At 58.0% G+C, this 21,688-nt stretch carries 17 protein-coding genes; 8 read left to right on the forward strand and 9 right to left on the reverse strand.

Annotation, left to right across the window (positions count from 1 at the left end; all coding sequences use genetic code 11):
• Positions 1-295 precede the first annotated feature (295 nt).
• Positions 296-463 carry a hypothetical protein gene (locus JFT86_RS19830; RefSeq protein WP_201232664.1) on the reverse strand — a complete coding sequence of 56 codons (168 nt, stop codon included), beginning with the start codon at positions 461-463 and terminating at the stop codon, positions 296-298.
• Positions 464-530: 67 nt separating this feature from the next.
• On the opposite strand from JFT86_RS19830, the gene JFT86_RS19835 reads away from it, so the two are divergent.
• On the forward strand, positions 531-5,315 hold the full coding sequence (locus tag JFT86_RS19835) for a DUF3320 domain-containing protein (RefSeq protein WP_201238010.1): 4,785 nt from the start codon (positions 531-533) through the stop codon (positions 5,313-5,315).
• A 419-nt stretch (positions 5,316-5,734) separates the two neighbouring features.
• Positions 5,735-7,363, forward strand: a complete 1,629-nt coding sequence (locus JFT86_RS19840) for a DUF262 domain-containing protein (RefSeq protein WP_201232661.1) — start codon at positions 5,735-5,737, stop codon at positions 7,361-7,363.
• Between the two features lie 157 nt (positions 7,364-7,520).
• On the opposite strand, the gene JFT86_RS19845 is transcribed toward JFT86_RS19840, so the two are convergent.
• Positions 7,521-7,829, reverse strand: a complete 309-nt coding sequence (locus tag JFT86_RS19845; protein WP_201238011.1) for a hypothetical protein — start codon at positions 7,827-7,829, stop codon at positions 7,521-7,523.
• Between the two features lie 202 nt (positions 7,830-8,031).
• On the opposite strand from JFT86_RS19845, the gene JFT86_RS19850 reads away from it, so the two are divergent.
• The 3 genes from JFT86_RS19850 (at position 8,032) to JFT86_RS19865 (ending at position 10,638) form a co-directional block, all read left to right on the forward strand.
• Positions 8,032-8,556: a MarR family transcriptional regulator gene (locus JFT86_RS19850; RefSeq protein ID WP_201238012.1), complete on the forward strand. Its 525-nt coding sequence runs from the start codon at positions 8,032-8,034 to the stop codon at positions 8,554-8,556.
• Positions 8,556-9,758, forward strand: a complete 1,203-nt coding sequence (locus JFT86_RS19855; protein ID WP_201238013.1) for an FAD-dependent monooxygenase — start codon at positions 8,556-8,558, stop codon at positions 9,756-9,758. Before JFT86_RS19850 ends, JFT86_RS19855 begins: the two co-directional genes overlap by 1 nt.
• Positions 9,759-10,380: 622 nt before the next feature.
• The gene (locus JFT86_RS19865; protein ID WP_201232657.1) at positions 10,381-10,638 is read left to right on the forward strand and encodes a DUF2790 domain-containing protein; all 258 of its coding nucleotides are present in this window, start codon (positions 10,381-10,383) and stop codon (positions 10,636-10,638) included.
• Positions 10,639-10,677: 39 nt separating this feature from the next.
• Here the strand turns inward: JFT86_RS19865 and JFT86_RS19870 are convergent, their stop codons facing one another.
• The 5 genes from JFT86_RS19870 to JFT86_RS19890 form a co-directional block, all read right to left on the reverse strand.
• Positions 10,678-11,616 carry a LysR family transcriptional regulator gene (locus JFT86_RS19870; protein WP_201232656.1) on the reverse strand — a complete coding sequence of 313 codons (939 nt, stop codon included), beginning with the start codon at positions 11,614-11,616 and terminating at the stop codon, positions 10,678-10,680.
• Positions 11,617-11,687: 71 nt separating this feature from the next.
• Positions 11,688-12,638 carry an aldo/keto reductase gene (locus tag JFT86_RS19875; protein WP_201232655.1) on the reverse strand — a complete coding sequence of 317 codons (951 nt, stop codon included), beginning with the start codon at positions 12,636-12,638 and terminating at the stop codon, positions 11,688-11,690.
• Positions 12,639-12,660: 22 nt separating this feature from the next.
• Entirely contained in the window at positions 12,661-14,127 is a 1,467-nt protein-coding gene (locus tag JFT86_RS19880) for an efflux transporter outer membrane subunit (protein ID WP_201232654.1), read from the reverse strand.
• Positions 14,124-15,599, reverse strand: coding sequence for a DHA2 family efflux MFS transporter permease subunit (locus JFT86_RS19885; RefSeq protein ID WP_201232653.1), 1,476 nt, complete (start codon positions 15,597-15,599; stop codon positions 14,124-14,126). Before JFT86_RS19885 ends, JFT86_RS19880 begins: the two co-directional genes overlap by 4 nt.
• The gene (locus tag JFT86_RS19890) at positions 15,599-16,717 is read right to left on the reverse strand and encodes an HlyD family secretion protein (RefSeq protein ID WP_201238014.1); all 1,119 of its coding nucleotides are present in this window, start codon (positions 16,715-16,717) and stop codon (positions 15,599-15,601) included. The genes JFT86_RS19885 and JFT86_RS19890 overlap by 1 nt, the downstream gene beginning before the upstream one ends.
• 271 nt (positions 16,718-16,988) lie before the next feature.
• Here JFT86_RS19890 and JFT86_RS19895 point away from each other — a divergent pair, with 271 nt between their 5' ends.
• A complete protein-coding gene (locus JFT86_RS19895; protein WP_201232652.1) occupies positions 16,989-17,612 on the forward strand; it encodes a TetR/AcrR family transcriptional regulator in 624 nt (207 codons plus the stop codon).
• Between the two features lie 30 nt (positions 17,613-17,642).
• On the opposite strand, the gene JFT86_RS19900 is transcribed toward JFT86_RS19895, so the two are convergent.
• On the reverse strand, positions 17,643-18,638 hold the full coding sequence (locus tag JFT86_RS19900; RefSeq protein ID WP_201238015.1) for an alpha/beta hydrolase fold domain-containing protein: 996 nt from the start codon (positions 18,636-18,638) through the stop codon (positions 17,643-17,645).
• Positions 18,638-19,078, reverse strand: coding sequence for a TspO/MBR family protein (locus JFT86_RS19905; protein WP_201232651.1), 441 nt, complete (start codon positions 19,076-19,078; stop codon positions 18,638-18,640). The genes JFT86_RS19900 and JFT86_RS19905 overlap by 1 nt, the downstream gene beginning before the upstream one ends.
• Before the next feature lie 182 nt (positions 19,079-19,260).
• Between JFT86_RS19905 and JFT86_RS19910 the strand changes: the two genes are divergently transcribed.
• Both JFT86_RS19910 and JFT86_RS19915 read left to right on the forward strand, forming a co-directional pair.
• Positions 19,261-19,488 (forward strand): hypothetical protein, encoded by a 228-nt coding sequence (locus tag JFT86_RS19910; RefSeq protein ID WP_201232650.1) that lies wholly within the window; start codon positions 19,261-19,263, stop codon positions 19,486-19,488.
• 244 nt (positions 19,489-19,732) lie between these two features.
• Entirely contained in the window at positions 19,733-21,652 is a 1,920-nt protein-coding gene (locus tag JFT86_RS19915; protein WP_201238016.1) for a tyrosine-protein phosphatase, read from the forward strand.
• Positions 21,653-21,688: the final 36 nt, after the last annotated feature.

Genomic DNA, 21,688 nt, shown 5'->3' on the forward strand with positions numbered 1-21,688 from the left:
CATGACAGGGGAATGAGTGCTTGGCAATGTGGCTTGCGTATTTGCGCCTTGTTCAGCCAGGTCGCTGAATCAGACCTAGATATCAGAATGCTGGCGGGGAAGTGCATTCGGGGTCACCGTTCATGTTTAAATTTATTGAACAGGGGATCTGGAAGCGCCCACACCAAGCTTGATGCTATGACCGCAAATCACTTATTTCTTTACGTGTATTCATGCTGCAGATATGTTGCTGGCCAAAGGATATTAAATATTCGAGTTCCAGGGAAAGGCGCTCCAGAGTGATCACTCGATTTGCTCACCCACCTGCCCCCTTTTCCTCGATCTTCGTGATGTTAGCAAGCCAACTCACCAATTGTTTTATCTGGTGAGTTGTCCGCCCTAGGCTCAAACTTTCGGCTGCCTGCTCGCTAGCCTCGCCCGCCAAGTCTCCGGCGGTGGCGCCACCGCGCGACAGTTTCTTCATATGCATCATTCCAGGCAGAGACACGATCAAAGCCGTTGATGAGCAAATTCAGATAGCAGGTTTTCCTATGAGTGCAGTGATCGGCCAGAAGCTACAGAGCAGTCGCAAAGAGCTTCTGGATATCGGGCTTCGTAACAACATGCTCAATTTTCGCAAGACCGCCAAGACCCTGATGGTTGTAGATGAGCAGTCCGAAGAGGTCTTCAAGACCCTCTTTCGTCAGGAAAAGGCCATGACCTTTGCGCCGATGGCTCGCAAGAAACTGGCGGAACTGGTCAAGTTATCCAAGTCGGTAGACGAGGGGGAGGACGATAGTGATACCCCCGGCGATGAGGAGTTATTGTATGAGCTCGATAGCTTGGACTGGAATGCCGCCACTGGCGACGCACTCGAGGATGAAACTGGCAAGGCTCGCCGTCATCTCGATACGCGTTTACAGACCGCCATCGAAGATGATCGGCTTTTCCTCCAGCTATTGAAAATCCATACTGAGGCCAAAGGTTTTATCGAGGAGCAGGGCGTCAACACGCTATTCCTGTCCCTTGGTTTCCTGCATTGGTACGAGGCCGACAGCTCTGAGAACCTGCGCAAGGCGCCTTTGATTCTGCTACCCGTCAGCCTTGAACGCAGCGGAGCCAAGGATGCGTTTAAGCTGAGGTACTCCGGTGACGAGCTGATGCCGAATTTATCCCTAGTCGCCAAGCTAAAGACCGACTTTGGACTGGATCTGAGTTCTTGTGCATTCGACGAAGACACCTTCGATGCTGACGACAACAGCCTAGATCGCTTTTTCAGCGATGTTACTGCTGTTGTTAGCAAACAATCGCGATGGAAGGTTGCAAGTAACGAAATAGCACTGGGCTTTTTCTCGTTCGGCAAGTTCCTGATGTTCAAGGATCTCGATCCGAAAAGTTGGCCAGAAGACAAGCAACCCGATGCCAACCCGGTGATGAAGCGATTGCTGGGCCCGGGTTTCGGCGACCTGCGCGCGGCATATCCAGAGGATGTGAATATCGACTCGGTGATCAAACCGGGTGAAGTCCGTTTCGTCAAGGACGCCGACAGCAGCCAGACCGAAGCAATCCTGGAAGTGCGAGAAGGGTCCAACCTAGTCATTCAGGGCCCACCGGGTACCGGCAAGTCCCAGACGATTACCAACATCATCGCCGAGCTGATCGGGCAGAAAAAAACGGTACTGTTCGTTGCCGAGAAGATGGCGGCCTTGGAGGTGGTGAAGCGCCGCCTGGATGAAAGCCATCTCGGCGACGCGGTACTCGAGCTGCATTCCCATAAATCCACCAAGCAGTCGGTTCTCAAGGAGCTTGGGCGAACCCTTAACCAAGGGCGGCCAATGAACAAAGGCGCAGAGGGAGATCTGGCCAGCCTGAAAGAGCTGCAGGACTCCCTTAATAATTACTGCGAAGCCGTCAGCGTGTCCGCTGGGGCCAGTGGTTTGCCCTTTCTCGATGTACTTGGTCGCTACCTGGGACTGAAGCGAGCTCATCCGGGACTACCCATGATCCCGTTTGGGTCAATGGCCGGCTGGAGTTTCGCCCACCAGCAAAAGCAGCGAGAGCTGGTCGACGAATTGGTGCTCCACCTTAACGCGATGGGGCGGCCGGATCGCAGCCCGTTCTGGGGCAGCCAGCGGACCTTCTTCTCTCCCATCGAACAAAGCGCTGCCAATGACGCGTTGCAGTCGGCGATCTCTCACCTCAATGCATTGCAATCCGCCACTAGCGCACTCTCCGAGCGATTGATGCTGACCCATCCGGCCACCTTGGCAGACGTCGATGTAGTATGCCGCGCCGCACGCCGCGCGGCGGAGGCGCCGCGACTTGAGGGCATCAAGATTTCCACGGGGGAATGGCAGTCGCGACGCGACTCCATTCGCGAGTTGCTCGAGGCCGGCGAGAAGATGTCTGCCTGTCGCGATCAATTCGACAAGCAGTTAATCGACGCGGCTTGGGACCAGGATCTTTTGGAGGTTCGCCAGAGCCTGCAAGCCTACGGCGACAAATGGTGGAGAGTCTTTTCGGGGCGCTTCCGCGCCTCGCGTACTCGATTGCAAGGGCTTGTTCGGGAGGTATTGCCGAAAAGCAATGCAGGCATGCTGGAGCTGGTCGACGGGGTCTTGACCTACCAGCAGAACAAGAAGGTGTACGACCAGCACGAAGCTTTGGGTAGCGCGCTGTTTGGCGCTCAGTGGCAACGGCAGAAGACCGATTGGCCCGTGCTTGAGCGCCTGAGTGCCTGGGTGATCCAGCTGCATGACGACCTAGGCCATGGTCAAATCCCACAGGGCATAATCGCTTTCCTGGCCGGACACGCCGATGCCACAGGGTTGGGCGATGCAGTCGCTGACGTAGAGCAGCATGTCAGCGGGCTGGACAAAGCGATTCGTGATTCGCTGGAAGTGACTGGCATGCAGGAGGAGAACGCTAAGGCTGATGTCAGAAAACTCCCTCTGGCTACTCTGCAGGCGCGCCTGCAGGAATGGCAGGGCAATCTCACCGCGCTCTACCAGATTTCGCGATTCAACGTGCTCGCGGGGCAGATGCTCACTGCCAATTTGGGCGAGCTGCTTGGCATCGCCATCAGTAGCGACCAGCACGAAAGCCTGACTGCCACTCTTGATCTCTCCTGGTACGCAGGCCTGGTGCAATCGGTGTACGCCCATAGCCCGACGCTCCAGCAGTTCGACCGTATCAAGCATGAGCACCAGATCGCGCGTTTCAAGTCGCTCGATCTCGCCTCCCTCAATCACGCGCAGACGTCTTTGGCCAAGCAGGCGTGGGAGGGGATGCCTAATATCAATCAGCCCGGTGAGATGTCTGTACTGCGAGCCGAGCTGAATAAGAAACGCCGCCATATGCCGATCCGGCAAATGATCGAGAAGGCGGGGCGAGCGATTCAGCAAATAAAACCGGTGTTCATGATGAGCCCCATGTCGATCGCCAACTTCCTCCCGCCAGGCAAAGTCGAGTTCGACGTGGTGGTGTTCGACGAAGCTTCCCAGGTGAAAGCCGTCGATGCATTTGGCGCCATCATGCGCGGCAAGCAGGTCGTGGTTGTGGGTGACACCCGCCAGATGCCGCCTACCGACTTCTTTAGTCGTGATGTCGAGATGGACGACGAAGAGGGCGCTACCGCCGACGTTGAGAGTATTCTTAGCATGTTCAAGGCCGCCGGTAGCCAGGAACGCTATTTGCGCTGGCACTACAGGAGCCGGCATGAGTCGTTGATTGCGGTCTCTAACGTTGAGTTTTACGACAGTAAACTGGTGGTTTTCCCATCGGCGGGTCAGCATCCTGATGCCACGGGCATCAGCTTCGACTACTTGCCCGAGGCAGTTTACGACCGGGGCCGTACCCGCACGAACAAGGGGGAAGCCAAGGCTGTCGCGAAAGCTGTCATGGAGCACGCGATCCGCACGCCCGACTTATCGCTGGGAGTGGCTGCCTTCAGTGTGGCGCAGCGTGATCTGATCCAGGTGGAAATCGAGTTGCTGCGTCGTCAGTTGCCGGAGGCGGAAGCATTCTTTACCGCCCAAGGGAGTGAGCCATTCTTCGTCAAGAACTTGGAAAACATACAGGGTGATGAGCGGGACAAGATATTCATCAGCATCGGGTATGGGCGCAACGAGTCCGGCCGAATCGCCAAGGAATTCGGTCCGGTAAACCGGGAGGGTGGCCACCGCCGCCTCAACGTTCTGATCACCCGGGCCAAGCTGGCTATGCGCGTGTTCAGTAACTTCAAGGCCGAAGAGCTTGAACTCGACTCCAACGCTCCCCAGGGCGTTAGGGCGCTGAAGAACTTCCTCAAGTATGCCGAGACAGGCGAACTCGAAGTCGCATGTGAGACCGGTAAAGCGGCAGACTCACCTTTCGAGCTGGAAGTGATCGAAGCGTTGCGAGACCGAAACTACGTGGTGGAGCCACAGGTAGGAACCGCAGGTTACTTCATCGATATCGCCGTCAAGGATCCCGAGTATTTGGGGCGCTATGTACTGGCGATCGAATGCGATGGCGCTGCCTATCACAGCGCAAGATCAGCGCGTGATCGTGATCGCCTACGCCAGGGAGTGCTGGAGGGGCTAGGCTGGAATTTCCACCGGATCTGGAGCACGGACTGGTTCCGCAATCCTCAGCAGGAAATCACACGAGTCGTTGAAGCGATTGAGACAGCTCGTGCGAGGATCGCCGAAGGCCGGCATGTGCTTCCCCAAGTGACGCCAGAATCGAAGCATGAGATTTTCAGGGATGTGCCGGCCGTTGAAGCTATGCCGAGTCCAAGCAGGCAATACGTGAAAGCTCGCCTTGCACCCGTAGCCTCTTCGAATGAGCTGCATCAGGAAAAGCCAGAGCATTTAATGCAGATGATTCGTACTGTGGTCGAAGTCGAAGCGCCGGTGCACACCACCGAAGTCACCCGCCGACTCATGGAAGCGTTCGGTGTGACACGGGCTGGCGCGAGGATTACGAACGCGGTCGAGCAGGCTATTCGTCTTGGCGTGCAGCACAGATTGTTCCACGGGCGAGGTGGCTTCATGTATTCAGCTGATAACAAAGCTATCCCTATCCGTAACCGGGCCCATTTTGAATCTTCGGAGCGTAAGGCGGAGTGGGTCGCCCCGGAAGAGCTTGATCAGGCAATTGTAGAAACGGTCGCCCTAGGATTCTCGATGAGTCGGGAAGAAGCTACTTCAGGAGCGCTGGCGCTTCTGGGCTTTGGGCGGGCAACGGCGAAGATTGCTGGGATGGTTGACGAAAGAATTGTTGTTTTGGTCAACAACGGGCGTTTGCGTATGGTTGATGGGCTGGTGACTCCTGAATCGCCCTCGCTTTCGTAGACACCTTCAACCCTCAAAAGGACGTCCTCTAAGCCGCTGCATGGCCGGCGGCTTTTGGCCGGAGTGACGGTCTAGTATCGCCTGTCGCAGCGGTGGTCAAAGCTCCATTGGCTCCGTCATATGCAGGGCGTCGTCGACCTCGATTCCCTGGTATATGGCGGTGCTTCCAAGCTTCGTATGTCCAAGCAAGAGCTGGATAGCTCTCAGATTTTTCTTCCTAAGATAAATCAGCGTTGCCTTGGTTTGCCGCAACATGTGAGTGCCGTAAATGTTTGAGTCAAGACCAATGGTTGTCATCCGAGCAAACAGACAGAATGGGAAGTCTTGCAGAGCAGAAACGTAAGCTGCTTCAAACCCGAGTACTACTACACCGCCTAATTAATGGCGAAATCACTGTTTAATTTGTTGGATGGAACCAGATGAAAGCCGAAGAAAGCACTATCGGACATATCCTTACCGATCAAATCTGTTACGAAATCCCTCCGTACCAACGGCCCTACTCTTGGAAGGCAGAGAACGTCCAACAGTTGCTAGAAGATGTCTGGGAAGCTTATGAAGATGGCGACGAGGAGTATTTTATTGGTTCGCTCATCACCATCGAGATTGAAAAGGGTAAACGCTACGACGTAGTCGACGGCCAGCAGCGCCTGACAACTCTCAATCTCATCCTTGCTCGCCTGCGTGATCACATAGAAGATGGTGCTGCCAAAGCCGTGCTGGGTAAGCGCGTGCTGCCTCGCAATGAGCTGACCGGCGAAACGGAAACACCTCGTTTGTTACTGCGCCGTAAAGATCAGAGTTTTTTCCGTCGCCATGTTCTCAGCGCCCAACCTCTCCCACTGCGAGCAGAACGCAGCAGTCTCGACGCCCCTCAACAGCGCATCATAGAAAATCTTGAAGCCATAGATTTGTTCCTAGGGAAGAAAGATCAGATTACGCTCAAACTATTTGCCAATTATTTGCTGATGAAGGTGTATGTAGTTTTCGTCAAAACCGACTCGCTAAAGTCCGCCTACCGCCTATTTAACGTGCTCAATGCCCGCGGAATGTCTCTGTCGAACGCAGATCTGATCAAAAATAGTCTTTTTAGTGAGTTGGGTAGCCAGCAGAACCTAAGCAATGAGCTTGAGGATCGGTGGCTGGAGCTGGAAGAGATCGTGGGTATCGATTTTCTGGATAGCTTCCTCAGTCATCATCGAACTTCTCTGATGGCAGCTAAAGCTAGAGGCTCCCTCCATGAGGAATACCGCCCGATCATTGCAGGATTTACTGATGGCCCTTTCGCCTTCCTGGATCAGGTCATTCTCTCTGCCAAAAATTTCATGCGCATCTGGGATATCGACTTTCAAGATGCTACGTCAGTGAGAGCGCTAAACGCTCTTTGGCGTGTCAGTTATGATGAATGGATACCACCTCTGCTCGCATACCTTAACCAGCCAGTGGAAAATTTGACCGAAGCGCAGTTTCTAAGTTTGCTGGAACGAATCACCATGCAAAACTGGGTGCGTCGACTTGGGCGTACAGCTCGCCTGACGGTTTATTTCAAACTCATCAACGCTATCAAGATCGGGAAATCTGCTGCTGAAGTGGGTGATGTTTTTATAACCCACGCCAACAACGAGGAATTCATCAATCTCCTGGGTGGAGAGATCTACGGCAAACCTTTTGACTCAGCAATACTTTTGCGCCTAGAAGAGGCTTCGCAGGATGACTCGGTCACAAAAACCTTTAGTGGTCGCCTAACCATTGAACATGTCATGCCACAGGCGTTAAAAGATGCTTATTGGAAGGATCGGTTCAACCCTGAGATTCACGGCCTCTGGTTACACCGCCTTGGCAACCTTGCCATGCTGAGCGGTAGCAAAAATTACAAAGCGCAGCACTTCGATTTTGATCGTAAAAAGAAAATCTACTTGGACCGGGATAAAAAAGTCTCCTTCGATTTGACCAAAGAAATATGTACCTTGGCCGAATGGAGTGAAGAAACCTTGAAAGCGCGCCACGAACGACTTATCAAATTGTCCAAGGAGACTTGGTCGATTGGCTGACAATACAGGGGAGTCGCGCTTGTATCGAGATCGTCCGCTTTGGGTCGATTTCAGTCTGTTACGTCAGGCATCTAGTGGCCGAAAGCAGTCGCTCTTGAGAGACCGCTTTCGCCCAACAACTACTCCATCAACCGAGCCTCCCTGAGGCCAGCAATCCTCATCGAAACTTCCCCCGCCAGCGGCCGAACGCTCGCCGTCCTCTTACGATTCCCGATACAAACCACAAGCCTGCAACACCTGATGCAATGAACGCCGCCATGTCGCGCAACAGATACCCACTGAAGCGCCATGGCTGTTCGCTGAAGACGAAGTGTTCTTTGATCTTGTGGGGATTGCGGCCTGTCATTACATCGAGTTGCCCAAGAGTCAGCGCGTCGTAGAGATGCTCGCTGAGTGCCCAAGCGCAAAGCAGGCAAAGCAGGGCAGCGATGAAACAGTAGATGCGGATGCGATAGTCCGGAATCACACAATCTCTCTTCTCTTGATCTGCTGATAGGGGGCTGACTTTCAACACGGCGCTAAAACGGGATTCAACGGGCAAGCCCGGTAACGTCGTCCGAAGAATAGTCAGAAATTCAGAATCGGGCTGAACCTCGCGATTAAACTAGCTAAGCAAGTTAGCTAAATGCTAAGTTGGCGCCTCGCACCTTTGAGCGTCCCGATTGCCCATGCCCAAGAACGCCGTTCCATCTCCACTATTTCCCGCCGAAGACCCTCGCAATCTGCAGATCGCCAGTGATCCAGTCGGCCAACAGTTGCAACAAATCGCCATCCTGACGCGCAAGGCCGCCGGCAATCTGGGAGCAGCCTTGGGCATCAATCAAACCGACGTTGCGGCACTTGAGCACCTGATCAGCGACGGGCCTTTGCCGCCAACCGAACTGGCTGCGCGCCTCTCAGTGACCACGGCGGGCATCACGCAGGTCATCGACCGGCTGGAACGCGCCGGGCACGTGATTCGTGAACGCCAACTTGATGACAAGCGCCGGGTGCTGGTGTGTCCTGTGCCCGACTCGGTGGCGCAGGCTTATCGGCATATTGCGCCGATGCTCAATGGTCTGGGCGCGGTGCTCGGCGCACTCGATGGCCAGGACCGTGCGGTGGTCGAGGCGTTTCTCGGGCAGGTGATCGAGGTCTATCGCAGCACCTTGCCGGGCGACAGCGCTGCCAACCATGAAAACCAGGACAAGTGATGAACCCACAGAAAATTCTCGTGACCGGAGCAAGCATCACCGGCCCCGCGCTGGCTTACTGGCTGTCCCGGCAGGGCAAGGACGTCACGGTGGTAGAGAGGGCGCCGGAATTTCGCGATGGCGGACAGACTATCGACGTGCGTGGCGCTGGTCGGGAAGTGGTTCGGCGAATGGGGCTGGAGGAACTGATACGGGCCAACACGACGCATGAGCAAGGCATCGCTTTTGTTGATAAAGACAACCAGACCAAGGCGTTCATTGGCGTCAATGCCTTCGAGGGCGAGGGGCCGATAGCCGAACTGGAAATCCTTCGCGGTGAACTCGCCAAGCTACTGATCCAGCACAGTCAGGAACGCGTGACATACCGATTCGGCGACAGCATTGCCGCCATAGAGGACGAGGGTGGGCAGGTTCGTGTGCAGTTTGAGAAGGGTGGCGAGCAGGTTTACGACCTGGTGCTGGTGGCCGAGGGTATTGGATCGACGACACGCAATCGGGTGTTTGGCGCTGAAGTCCGGCGCCGTCCGCTCAATTTATATACCGCCTATTTCACTGTGCCTCGGCAGCCGAGCGACGGCCGTGTCATGCGCTGGCACAACATCCCGGGTGGTCGATGTGTCTGTTTGCGCCCGGACAATCTGGGCACGACACGGGCATTTTTGTCTTTTCAACAGGCACCGAGCGGCTACGAGAAACTCGCGCAGGACGAGCAGAAATCATTGCTCAAACGACTGTTCGCTGACGCCGGTTGGGAGACGCCGCGGATACTTGCCGCGCTGGATGAAACGACCGATCTGTATCTGGAAGCGGTGGGGCAAGTGAAGATGTCTCAGTGGTCCAAAGGGCGCATCGCGCTGGTGGGTGACGCGGCTTATTGTGCATCGCCGATCAGTGGCATGGGCACCAGTCTCGGGCTGTGCGGCGCTTATGTGTTGGCGGGCGAGCTGGGGCGTCACGCTGATCACACTGAAGCGTTTGCGGCCTATGAACAACTGATGCGGCCTTACGTTGATCAGGCGCAAAGCGTACCCGGGTTTGCGCCGAGACTGGCATCACCGCATTCGCGCCTTGGCATCGCCTTTGGTCACGCAGTGTTGAGGCTGGCCACCGCGCCAGGATTCAAGACGTTATTCGCAAAAATCCTTTCACCCAAGGCAGACGCCATCGAGCCTCCAGACTATGAGGCGTCGCAGCAGAAATGAGTGGCGGGGCCGTTTGACGGTGTTGCAGTCGATGTCAGGTGGCTTCATTGACCGTTTAGCGATGCCGTTGCAGCAGCGACTGAAACCGATCCACTGTTCAGTGATGCTGTCGCTGCCGATGGATCGGATCGTCTGAAAGGTCATCTGGTTGCCGAAGGTGGTGCAGACCGTCTGCTCGAACGCCGTGCCGCGTGAATGCAGGGTTTGACCGCAGTACTCGACAACGGCCCGGCCTCATCAGCCGGGCTTTTTTCGCCTCGAACATCTGGAAACAACCTGTTGATTGCCAATCCATGAATCGCCTGCTTGGATGCCCGTCCACATGAGCATGCAGATCGTGCGGATGATCTTGAGTCTGTCCTCGGCAAGCTTCGTCAAGGAGCTGACCTTGCCGGCGATACTCGATGGACGTTTCTGACGGCGGGTCATCCCTGCGTTAGCTAACGCACTGTGCTGGGGGGCGTGTTTCACCGGGCCAGGAAGTCACGCCATATTCATGCCTTTTCCGGCAACAGTGTTTGTCCCCGCGACCGATTTTTAGCTCGGCCGTCACCCCATAACATCGTCCTCAAGCCGCCGGCAATCGAGCTGAAGCGGTCCACTCAACGAGACGGTGAACATCATGAACATGACGAAAATGGCGATGGTTTTAGTGCTTGGCAGTTTCGGCGTGCAGGCGTTTGCAGAGAACGCCCCAGCACAAGACACCCCTGTGCAGACTTACAGCTACTCGACCAACCTCGATATCGCCCACGTGGTCTCGATCACTGAACCGGCAAATGAATGCGCCCCCGTACCGGTGCAGATGACGTATGAAGATTCCCATGGCGAGCGCCATGTTCTGCAGTATCAAGTGATGGGTACCGGCTGCTCCAATTGAGCCCGGTGCTGGCGATGGAGGGTCGACACTCCATGCCCGTCACACGCGGTTTTTTGCGCCAACGATGTCTTCATCCGATGCCAGCAACGCGGGTATCGACGTTTTGAGAAACTCCACCCAGGTTTTGATTTTCGCATCGACGAACTTGCGCGACGGATAGATCGCGAACAGGTTCAACTCCTCCAGCCGATACTCCGGCAATACCCTCACCAACGCTCCCGCTCTCAGGCCATCCACGGCCGATGCGATCGGTTGAATGCCGATGCCCATGCCTTTCTTGATCGCAATGCTCATGCCGTCGGCGGTGTTGATGTGCAGCGGCGACACAGGGATGGTGATGGTTTCCATGCCTTGCGGGCCTTCGAACGTCCAGTTCTCCACCGGCATCACCGTGTTGACGATGCGCAGGCACTCATGCCCGCCGAGGCTATGCGGCGAGTCAGGCATTCCGTGTTTTTCCAGGTAGCCCGGTGCGGCGCAAAGAATGCTGTAGGTGATCCCGAGGCGCTGCGCGACGAAGCCGGAATCGGGCAAGTCGCGGGCCAGTACGATGGACATGTCATAGCCTTCCTCGAGCAAGTCCGGCAGGCGATTGGTCAGGGTCAGGTCGAACATCACGCCGGGATGAATCTCGCGGTAGCGAGCGATGGCGTCGATGACGTAGTGGTTGCCGATGGCTGACATGGCGTGGATTTTCAAACGGCCGGCGGGCAGGGACTGGGCGGTGCCGGCTTCATCGTCGGCCTCGCGCACATCGTCGAGGATTTTTTCGCAGCGTTGCAGATAGCGCACGCCGGCTTCAGTGAGGGCGAGGCGGCGTGTGGTGCGGTTGATCAAACGGGTATGGAGGCGGGCTTCGAGGGCGGACACGCTTTTGGAGACGTTGGTCGTGGTGGTGTCGAGCAATTCGGCTGCCGCGGTAAAGCTGCCACTTTGCGCGACGGCGATGAAAAAACGCATGCTTTGGAACACGTCCATCGTTTTCGTCTCGATCAATAAGAGGGGGAGAGTATAAAAGACGGCCTCGCAAGAGGCCGTTTGGTTGCAGGTCATTTTTGCCGCGCAATGAAACCCGGTACGCCAGTCTCCACGACCGAGTTGAAGCGAATCCGCGTCGTAATCTCTTCCTTGATCTCGCGCATGGCCCGTTGCGGCAGCGTCGCGATATCAAAGTTTTCCTGAATACGTCCCGGCGTCGCTGACGTCGTCAAAAACGCCGTGCCACGTTGCACTGCCCAGGCCAATGCCACTTGCGCCGGGGTTTTCTGCACATGCCGGGCGATCCCGCTGAGCACCGCATCTTCCAGCACGTTCGGTTGCATGCCATGCCCCAACGGTGCGAACGCCAGAACGATGATGCCGTGCTGTTTGCAGAAATCGAGCATTTCCCATTCCGGCAGGTACGGGTGCGATTCGATTTGCACCACGGCGGGTTTGATTCGCGCATCGGCAACGATGGCCTTCAGCGCATCAAGGGTGATGTCCGAGAGGCCAATGGACCGGCAACGGCCTTCATCCACCAGGCTTTCGAGTGCGCGCCAAGTATCGATCAGCTTGGTCTCGCCATCGTAGATGACGTGGCCGAACGGGTCGCGCGGGTCTTGGTCGTCTCCCGCTTTGAACGCGAACGGCGTGTGGATCAGGTAGCAGTCGATGTAATCGGTCTGCAACCGCTGGCAGCTTGCTTCGAATGCCGGTTTGACCCGCTCGGGGCGGTGGTTGGTGTTCCACAGTTTGGTGGTGATGAACACGTCTTCGCGGCGAATGTTGCCGGCCGCGAAAACCTGTTGGAACGCCACGCCGATCTGCTCTTCGTTGCGATAGCGTTCGGCACAGTCGAAGTGGCGAAAGCCGACTTCCAGTGCGCATTTCACTGCCTCAGTGGTGGTGCTCAAATCGCGGAACAGTGTGCCGAACCCCACGGCGGGCATCGAGCCTGCGCCATTGTTCAGCGGCCAGCGGGTGTCGCGAAGTTCATCGTGAAAGGCTTCATAGGTCATGATTTTTCTCCAGGTTCGATCATTACAGCGGTTGTTGATCCGGGTGTTTGCGCGTGGCGAGTTTTTGCTCCAGGACACCGACGGCATTGCCGCCGAGCGCGATGAACAACTGCACCGTGTCGAGATAGCGCGTGGTCTTCACGCGGATTTGTCCAAGCAGCGCCTGCTCGTAGGCGCGTTCAGCTTCGAGCACTTGCAGAACACTGTTTTCACCTTGGGCATAAGCCTGTTGGTTCAAGCGGAAGCTGCTGTCGGCGGCGCGCAAGGCATCGTCCTGCGCGAGGTTTTGTTCGGTGCCGTGATTGATCGCTTGCAGGCTGTCGGCGATCTGGCCAAACGACGCGATGACGGTTTGCTGATAGCGGGCGAGCGACGCGTTGTAGCCTTCAACCGCCGCCTGACGTTCGGCTTTGAGGGTGCCGCCATTGAAGATCGGCGCGCTCAGCCCGGCGGCGAATCCCCACAGTGCTGCGCCGCCATTGCCGGCGGCGGCTTGCACCAGTGAGGCGGAAAGTTCGACACGCGGATAGAGATTGGCGGTCGCCACGCCGACTGCCGCGCTGGCCATGTGCAGTTCGGATTCCGCTTGCAAGATGTCCGGGCGGCTGCGGGCCATTTCCGAGGGCAGGCTCACCGGAATGCTCGACGGCAGGGCGAAGTCGTCCAGGCTGAAGTCTGGCGTGACCCAGTCTGCCGGGCCTTTGCCGGCGAGGATCGACAGCGCATGCCGCGCCGCATCGCGTTGCTGGGCGAGCGGCGGCAACAGGGTGCGATCCTGTGCAAGGCGCGTTTCGGCCAGTGCGACGTCGATGCGGGTGGTGGTGCCGCTCTGCTGCGCGCGCTGAACCAGATCGAGATTTTTCGCATCGTTGCGCAACAGTGTCTGCACGGCCTCGATCTGTGCGTTGGCAGAGGCGAGCAGCAATGCCTGGCGCGCAACGTCACCGGTCAGCGTGAGGTACGCCGCTTCGTAGCGATGTTTCTGCAAATCGGTCAGCGCTTGCTGGCCTTCAACTATGCGTTGGTTGCCGCCGAACGCATCCAGATCGAACGCCACCCGTGGCCCGATCGCGTAAACATTCGCGATGCTCGGTTCCGGTTGGTTGTGGCTGCGTTGTCGTCCGGCCGTCGCGCCGAAATCCACTTGCGGATACAGCGCACCTTCTGCCGCCGAAACAGATGCCGCAGCACTGCGAATCGTCGCATCGGCCGCCACCAGTTCGAGGTTGCCGTCGATGGCGCGGCGCATCACCTGATCAAGTTTCGGTGAGCGCAGGGCTGTCCACCAGTTACCGTTAATGCGTTGGCCCATGGCGAAGCGCTGATCGGCAGATTGTCGTTCGGCCTGTTGATCGTAATGCTGCGACGAACTCGCGGCGGGGCGCTGGAACTCGGGGCCGACACTGCAGGCGCTGAGCATGACCACCATCGCCAGCGCACTGAGCGTGCTCGGGATTGCACAGCGGGTGAAGCACATAGAGGTGTTCATTTTCCAGACTCCACAGGTTTGCGCAGAAACAACACCAGCGGGCTCACCACGAGCATCGCCATCATCAGGATCTTGAATTGGCCCATCACCGCAATGAACGCCGCTTGATGGGTCACCAGGTGATTGAGGTTTTCAAGCGACGGCATCGAGGTCGGCAGCGGCACTCGGTAAGGCGTCAGTTGGCTGGCCAGCGCCACGTGCATCGCCTGGGTGTTGTTGAAGAAGTAGATCTGGACCACGGCTACGCCGAGGGTGCTGCCATAGACGCGCATCAGGTTGAAGATCCCGGTGGCTTCCGTACGCAGTTTTGCCTCGAGGGTGCTGAACGCCGCTTTGCTCAGCGCCGGCATCAAGATGCCGAGGCCGACCCCCTGGATCAACCCGGTCACCGCCACGGGCGTCCAGTCCATCAACGGCGAGTAGCCGAGCATCAGCCAATTGGCGTACACCACCAGCGCGATGCCGGCGGCGATGAAGGCGCGGTTGTCTATCCACGCCGGTGCACGGCCCATCAGCAGGAACGCGCCGACCAGTCCGATGCCGCGCGGGATGGTCAGGAAACCAGTGGTGTCCGGCGGGTAACCGAGGATTTCGTCGAGCATCGGCGAGGTCAGCGCCATGGTCGACAACAGCACGAAACCGAGGGCGAAGAACATCACCGTCGACAGCACGAAATTACGGTCGGCGAGTAAGCCCTTGCTGAGGAAATGCACCTTGGCGGTCCACCGATGCACGATGAACAGGTACAGCCCGAGGGCGCACGCCACGGCTTCGATCCAGATTTCCGGCGAGTCGAACCAGTCCAGACGTTCGCCACGGTCGAGGAGCATTTGCAGCGCAATCATGCCGAGGGTGAAAGTGCCGAGGCCGAAGAAGTCGAACGGCGGACGCTGTGCGGCTTTCTTCTCGGTGAGCAGTAGCGTCGCCACCAGGAAGATGTAGGCAGTCAGCGGCAGGCTGACGTAGAACATCGGTCGCCAGTCGAAGTGTTCGCAGATCCAGCCACCGATGCCGGGCCCGCTGACGATGCCGAACAGTACCAGCGCTGTCCATTTCGGCGCGAACGCCGGTCGCCGCTCAGCAGGCAGGGTTTCATGGGCAATGGCCATCGACAGCGGCGCAATCACGCCACTCGCCAGGCCTTGCATAATGCGTGCGCCGATGAACGCCAGCGGCGTGTCAGCCAGGGTGCAGAGCCACAGGCCGAGGGCGAACGCCACGAGCGCCAGCTGATAAACCCGCTTCAAACCGAAGCGTGCGGCGAGCCACTGCGCCATCGGCAAGGTGATTGCGCTGGCGGCCAGATAGGACGTGAAAATCCACCCGGCCTGGTCGTCGGTCATCGACAGGCTGCCTTGAATCGAGCGCAAGGCCGCATTCGGCAACGGCAGATTGACCGATTGCAGGTAGGTCGCCAGCAGCGCGACAAATCTCAACGAACGCATCTCGGCGGTTGTGGTTTGGGCGTTCATCACGAGCGACCTGCGGACAACAACGACTTGAGCGGATACCACCATGGCGTGCGGTGCCCGGTATCGACTTCGACCGTCGCGCTCGTGCCGGAAAACAGCGGCAGGGCCGGGTCGGCATCGTCGAGTTCGAGGCGCACCGGGACCCGCTGCACGACCTTCACCCAATTCCCCGTCGCGTTCTCTGGCGGCAACAGGGCGAAGTCAGCACCGGCGCCAGGGCTGATGCTGGTTACGTGGGCTTTGAACCGGCGATCCGGGTAGGTATCGAGGGTGATCGTCGCCGTTTGGCCGGGGCGCATGTGGGTGAGTTGGGTTTCACGGAAGTTGGCCTCGACCCAGATCTCGTGATCGGCAATCAACGCGAACGCCGCGCCACCGTTGTTGAGGTAGTTGCCGACTTGCAGATCGTCGACCTTGGCGACGATGCCGTCGGCAGGTGCAGTGACTGTGGCGTAAGAAAGATAAAGCTGCGCCTGGTCGAGCTGGGCCTTGGCTTCGCGCACGGTCGGGTGACGGTCGATGGCGATGTCCGGATCGCCATTGAGGGCGACGACGGTGCTGGCGATCTGTTGCTCGATGGCGGCAATCCGTTGGCGCGAGATTTTCACATCGGTTTCGGCACGCTCGTAGTTGGCGCGGGAGACGAACTCGGTGGCGATCAGGGCTTTTTTGCGGGCGAACTCTTTCTGATCGTAATCCGCCGACGCCCTGGCCGATTGCAACTCGGCCTGTTGCTGGCGATAACTGGCCTTGAGGCCGTCGATGCGCAAGCGAGCGTTGCCCAGTTGCGCTTCGGCGCGCTCAACGGCGATCTGCAGCGGCTGGGGATCGAGACGAAACAACACCTGCCCCTTGTGCACACGCTGGTTGTCGTCAACGGCGATCTCGATCACTTGCCCGGAAACCCGCGCATTGACCGACGCTTTGGCGACGCGGGCGTAGGCGTTATCGGTGGCTACGAATGGCTCGTTCGCCACGTACTTGCTGTAACTGATGACGGCGAACAGAGCGGGTACGCCAGCCATCAACAGCGGACGCAGCGTTTGTTTGAGTGGTTTTTTCGCCGCGATGGGCTGTGCACTGGCCTGTTCTGCGGTGAGATCAAAGGGCTTGGTCATGATCTGTTGTTCCCAATGTGCTGGACCCTGATTCGGGAAATCGGGCCAACCCGGGCAAATGCCTGCGGCCGCGACGTGATTAATTGCTGCGAGAAATCAAATCCGTGCGCGGTGGGGGAGGATCGCTCCGTACCGCTGTTTCGTCGTAATCCCAGCCGATTCCAGCTGCGTTACAACAAAGCTACTGATCAAGGAATTTCTGGTTCCTTAATTTTGTGCGATGGTGTAAGAATATGAGCGACGCTTACTCCATGCAAGGAATTTGTACGACATGGCACAAAATAAATCGACAGAAGCAAAAGGCCGTGGCCGTCCTCGCGCCTATGACCCGCAAACAGCGCTACAGCAGGCGCTCGGAGTGTTCTGGAACACCGGGTATTCCGGCGCATCGCTCGACAGCATTGCCACGGCGGCAGGGATGAATCGGCCCAGCCTGTACGCCGCGTTCGGTGACAAGCACGCGCTGTACATCAAAGCACTCGATCAATATTGGGAAACCGCGCACGCTGCCATGCAGGCGGCGCTGGCCGATGGCAGCCTGACGTTGAAGCAGGCACTCAGCGGTTTTTATGAAGGGCAACTGACGATTTATTTCTCGGGCGACGGACAGCCTCGGGGCTGTTTTGCCATCGGCACGGCGACCACCGAGGCCGTAGAGGATCCGGAAATTCGTGAGGTACTTTCCCGGCGACTGAGCCAACTCGACGCCGACCTGGAGGCGCGTCTGCGCAGGGCTGTTGATTCCGGTGAGTTGCCAACTGATGTCGACGCCGGAGCGTTGGCGGTGCTTGCGTCATCGCTGCTGCACAGCATTTCGATTCGCGCACGGGCTGGCAAAACCCGCGATGAACTCACTGCGCAGGTGTGCAAAGCCGTTGCCTTCATCTGTGGTTGAAGATGTGAGGCAAAGGCGCGGCGAATCTGATCAAGGATTTGAACGAGTGATCGATGCTTGCGCTTCGACCCGAGCCGAAATCCACTCACGGCTGTAAGCCAGCACGCTTTCGGCGATGGCTGTCGGAAAATGGATGAAACCGTGTGGGGAAGAGGGCAACAGGTACACCTCCACGGGCGCTGATTTCATCCAGCGCTCGGCGATATCGAGGGTGTCGTCGCGCAGCGGATCCAGTTCACCGGCAAACATCAGGGCCGGGGGAAAGCCGCTGAAGTCGCCGTACAGAGGGGACAGCGGCGGTTGCCGGCGCTGCTCGTCATTCAACTCTGGCGTGAGTTTGCGCAGTGCTTCAACCATGCCGGGTCCGTCGAGTAATAGGGTTTCTGGCGGTGCTTCGCGCACGCTCGGCGTTCCGCTCATGTCGTAGACGCCGTAATACAGCAGCGCACCGTTCACCCGTTGCAGTAAGCCGGGTGAGTTTTTCAGCGCCAAAAGCGTCGCCGCCGCCAGATGAGCGCCGGCCGACTCACCAACGACGATCACTGGCAGACCGGCAAACTCGTTCTCGCTGAGCAGCCAGCGAGCGGCTGCCACGCAGTCATCCATCACCCCCTCGATGGGCGTCGATACCGCCAGACGATAATCCACCGAGACAACCGTCACGTTGCATGTATTGACGATGGCGATGTTGAAGTTGTCATTCATCTGCGCATTGCCGATCACCCAGCCGCCGCCATGGAAATCCAGCACCACGCCTTCGGTTCGACCCTTGGGGCGAATGATCCGCACGGCCACTGGCACGCCACCGCTATCAATCCTCTTTCGCTCAGCCTTGAGGCCATGCTTGCGCAACTTGTCCGCGCCAACCAGCTGACTGGCACGGAGCAACATTTGAATCATGCGTGGCACCACGCGATTGCGGATTTTAAAGCGCGGCATCCATCCGAGCTTCTTGTTGAAATCGCGCACTTGCGCTAATTCGCGCTCGCCTTCGGGCCACGGTGCTTTTCGCGGGGAGTGGGGCATCAGCGATTCTTGACCAGGATGGAAAAATTCAATGCCGCAGCAACACACAGCCACGCCAGATACGGGAACAAAATCAAACCGGTGATCAAATCAAGCTGCAAGGCCATCACCACCATCGCCGCCACCACCAACCAAAGCAGCGTCAGGATTACCATACCGGCAATGATGTGATGCGCACCGAAGAACACCGGTGTCCACAGAGTATTCAGTGCGATCTGCGCGGCCCATAAAGCCAGCACCGTCTGGCTCCCGGGGATCAGGCTCAAACGATAGCCAGCCCAGGCCAGCAACAGATAGATCACCGTCCAGGCCACGGGAAACGCCCAGTTGGGTGGGGTGAAGCCGGGTTTGGCCAGTGATTCGTACCATTGGCCCGGCTTGAAAATGATGCCGGTGCTTGCCGCAGCCGCGCAGGCCAGAAGGAAAATGAAGAAGGTCATTGCCAGTCCTTAGCTGTGGTCAGCTTAACGGGGGTGTAAACAAAGGACGCCCCGTGGCGCGAAAAGTTTGGATTGTGCGATGACATTTATTGGCGCATGTCCGGTTCGGAATGATGTTGAACCAAGAGCTGACGGGTTAGTCAGGATAGTCAGTACCCCTTCCTTCCAGCGCGGATGACATCATGCACACCTATATTTTGGAATACCTGTTCAACGGCGAGCCTCGCAATTACTCGCTCGAACTCAAACAGCCACAACTCGCCGTCCACCAGGCCGCGATGCATCTTCTGGAGCTGCACTGTGGTGATGCGGAAAACAGTCTGCTCATGCCCACGGCAGATTCGACGGCGCAAGAGATCCTGGCGAAGGCCGAGCAGGTAGGCATCACGCAGATTCAGGTAGAAGACTAAAGCCAGCCCCTGTGGGAGAGGGCTTGCTCGCGAAGGCGTCGGTTCAAGCACCATCACTGCAAACTGACACGCCGCCTTCGCAAGCAATTCCACTCTTTTAAGACGTACCCGCATCGACATGGCCGAAACGCGCCTGCCACGGCCCAATCGCGCTGCCATTTCGATTCAGAGTCAATCTGTCATATTCGGTATCACTTCATTGCAGATAGTAGCCAGCCCAACGCTTATTCCATGAGGCTGCACTGTGTTCCAACGTCTTCTGTGTTCGCTGTCCGTTCTGAGTCTGTCCATCGCCGCTGCCCACGCCGCCGAGTCTGTTCCTCTCGATACGCCGCGCCTGAAAAGCATCGACAACTTCCGTGATATCGCCGGCCTCACCACGGCGTACGCCACGGCCCATGACGGCACGATGCGCAGTGGCGTGTTCTACCGTTCGAATGCACTGACACCGTCGGCGGCGGATCTGGCGACACTCAACAGCCTTGGCATCAAAGCCGTTTACGATTTGCGCACTCCCAGTGAAATCGCCGGCACACCGGACACGATGCTCAGTGGTGCGACCTACGAAAACATCGACATCATCGGCAGTACCACCTCCGGATCGAATATCACCAACATCTCATTCAAAAGCGCCGCCGACGCGATCGCCATGATGGAGCAGACCAACCGCGCGTTCGTCAGCGACGCGGGGATGCGCGGTCAATTCGGCAAACTGTTCAATGAACTGGCCAGTGTCGACGGCGCTCAACTGTTCCACTGCACGGCCGGCAAGGACCGCACTGGCTGGACCGCTGCGGTATTGCAGAGCATCGCCGGGGTCGACAACGCGACGATCATGGCCAACTACCTGGCGACCAACGACTACACGGCCGCCCGCGTCGCCGCGACCCTCAAGGCCCTGCCGCCAAGCATGGCCGCCATCTACGCGCCGCTGCTCGGTGTGGAAGCCAGCTATTTGCAGGCCGGTCTCGATGAAGTCACCGCGCAATACGGCAGCATGGACAACTACCTCAAGCAAGGTCTGGGGCTATCGCAGGAAACGATCTATGTCCTGCGCGGCAAATTGGTTGAGTACAACAGCCTGCCCGGGCAGGCGGGCCTGATCGGTAATGCGGCCGCAGGTGCCGAATTGTTGCGGCAGTTGCAGAACAGCAACCTGTCCGGCACCTACAGTGCCTACAACTATTATCTGCAGTCGGCCATCGACGCTGGCACTCTAGGCGGTGTCGAGTCCACGGTCGGCGGCCAGGTTCACGCCGATGCGGCCAGTTACCTGCTGCGCCAGAACGCGCTGATCGAACAGGCTGCCGCCCCGTTCGCCAGCGGCACCGATTTGAAAGTCGGCCAATATCGTTTGTGGACGACCGCGCTCGCCGGCTATTTGGGCACCGATGGTTCTGCACATGCGGATAGCAGCAATGAGCACAGCCAAGGCCTGATGGTCGGCATTACCCAGCGCTTCACCGAACAACTCAGCGCCCGCGGTGGCTTCGGTTATAGCAACGGTTCGGTAGGAGGGGCGGGTGGCGAAGTGGATACAGATTTCACCTTCTTCAACCTCGGCGCCCGTTACGGCTTCGCCAGTCTGGAGCGCGGCTTCTATATAGATGCCAACGCCAGCGCCGGTTATATCGACTACGACAGCAAGCGCGACCTCGGCGGTGGCCTCGGCTCAGCCAAGGGCGACACCCACGGCAATCTCGCAGGAGCGACATTGGCACTGGGCTACCGCGTACCGGTGAATGGGATAACGCTGGAGCCGAGCTTCGGGGTGCGCGTCAGCCATCTCGATCTTGCCGGCTTCAAGGAGAAGGGCAGCGAGCTTTCTCTGGATGTCGATGACAACACGCAAACCCGGCGCAGCGCGGTGGCCAATCTCGACGTGTCCTTCGCGCCGATGGCCGTGGGCAATTGGCAACTGGTGCCGGGCGCGCGCGTGGGTTACGAACATGTGCTCGGCGATCATCAGGTCGACAGCGAAGGTCATCTGTTGGGACTGGATATCGAACAACGCGCTGCTTTCGACAACCGCGATCAGTTCAGTGGCGGTGTCAACCTCATGGCCAGCCTTGGCCCAGTCAGCGTGGGCGCGGAAGTGGGGGCCAGCGGTGGTGGCGACAGTCACGGATTCGCCGGTAGCCTCAAGGCCAGTTATTCGTTCTAAACGTCATGGACTCCGGCCGCCCTGGTTTGGCGGCCG

The sequence above is a fragment of the Pseudomonas sp. TH06 genome (assembly GCF_016651305.1).
GTDB lineage: Bacteria > Pseudomonadota > Gammaproteobacteria > Pseudomonadales > Pseudomonadaceae > Aquipseudomonas.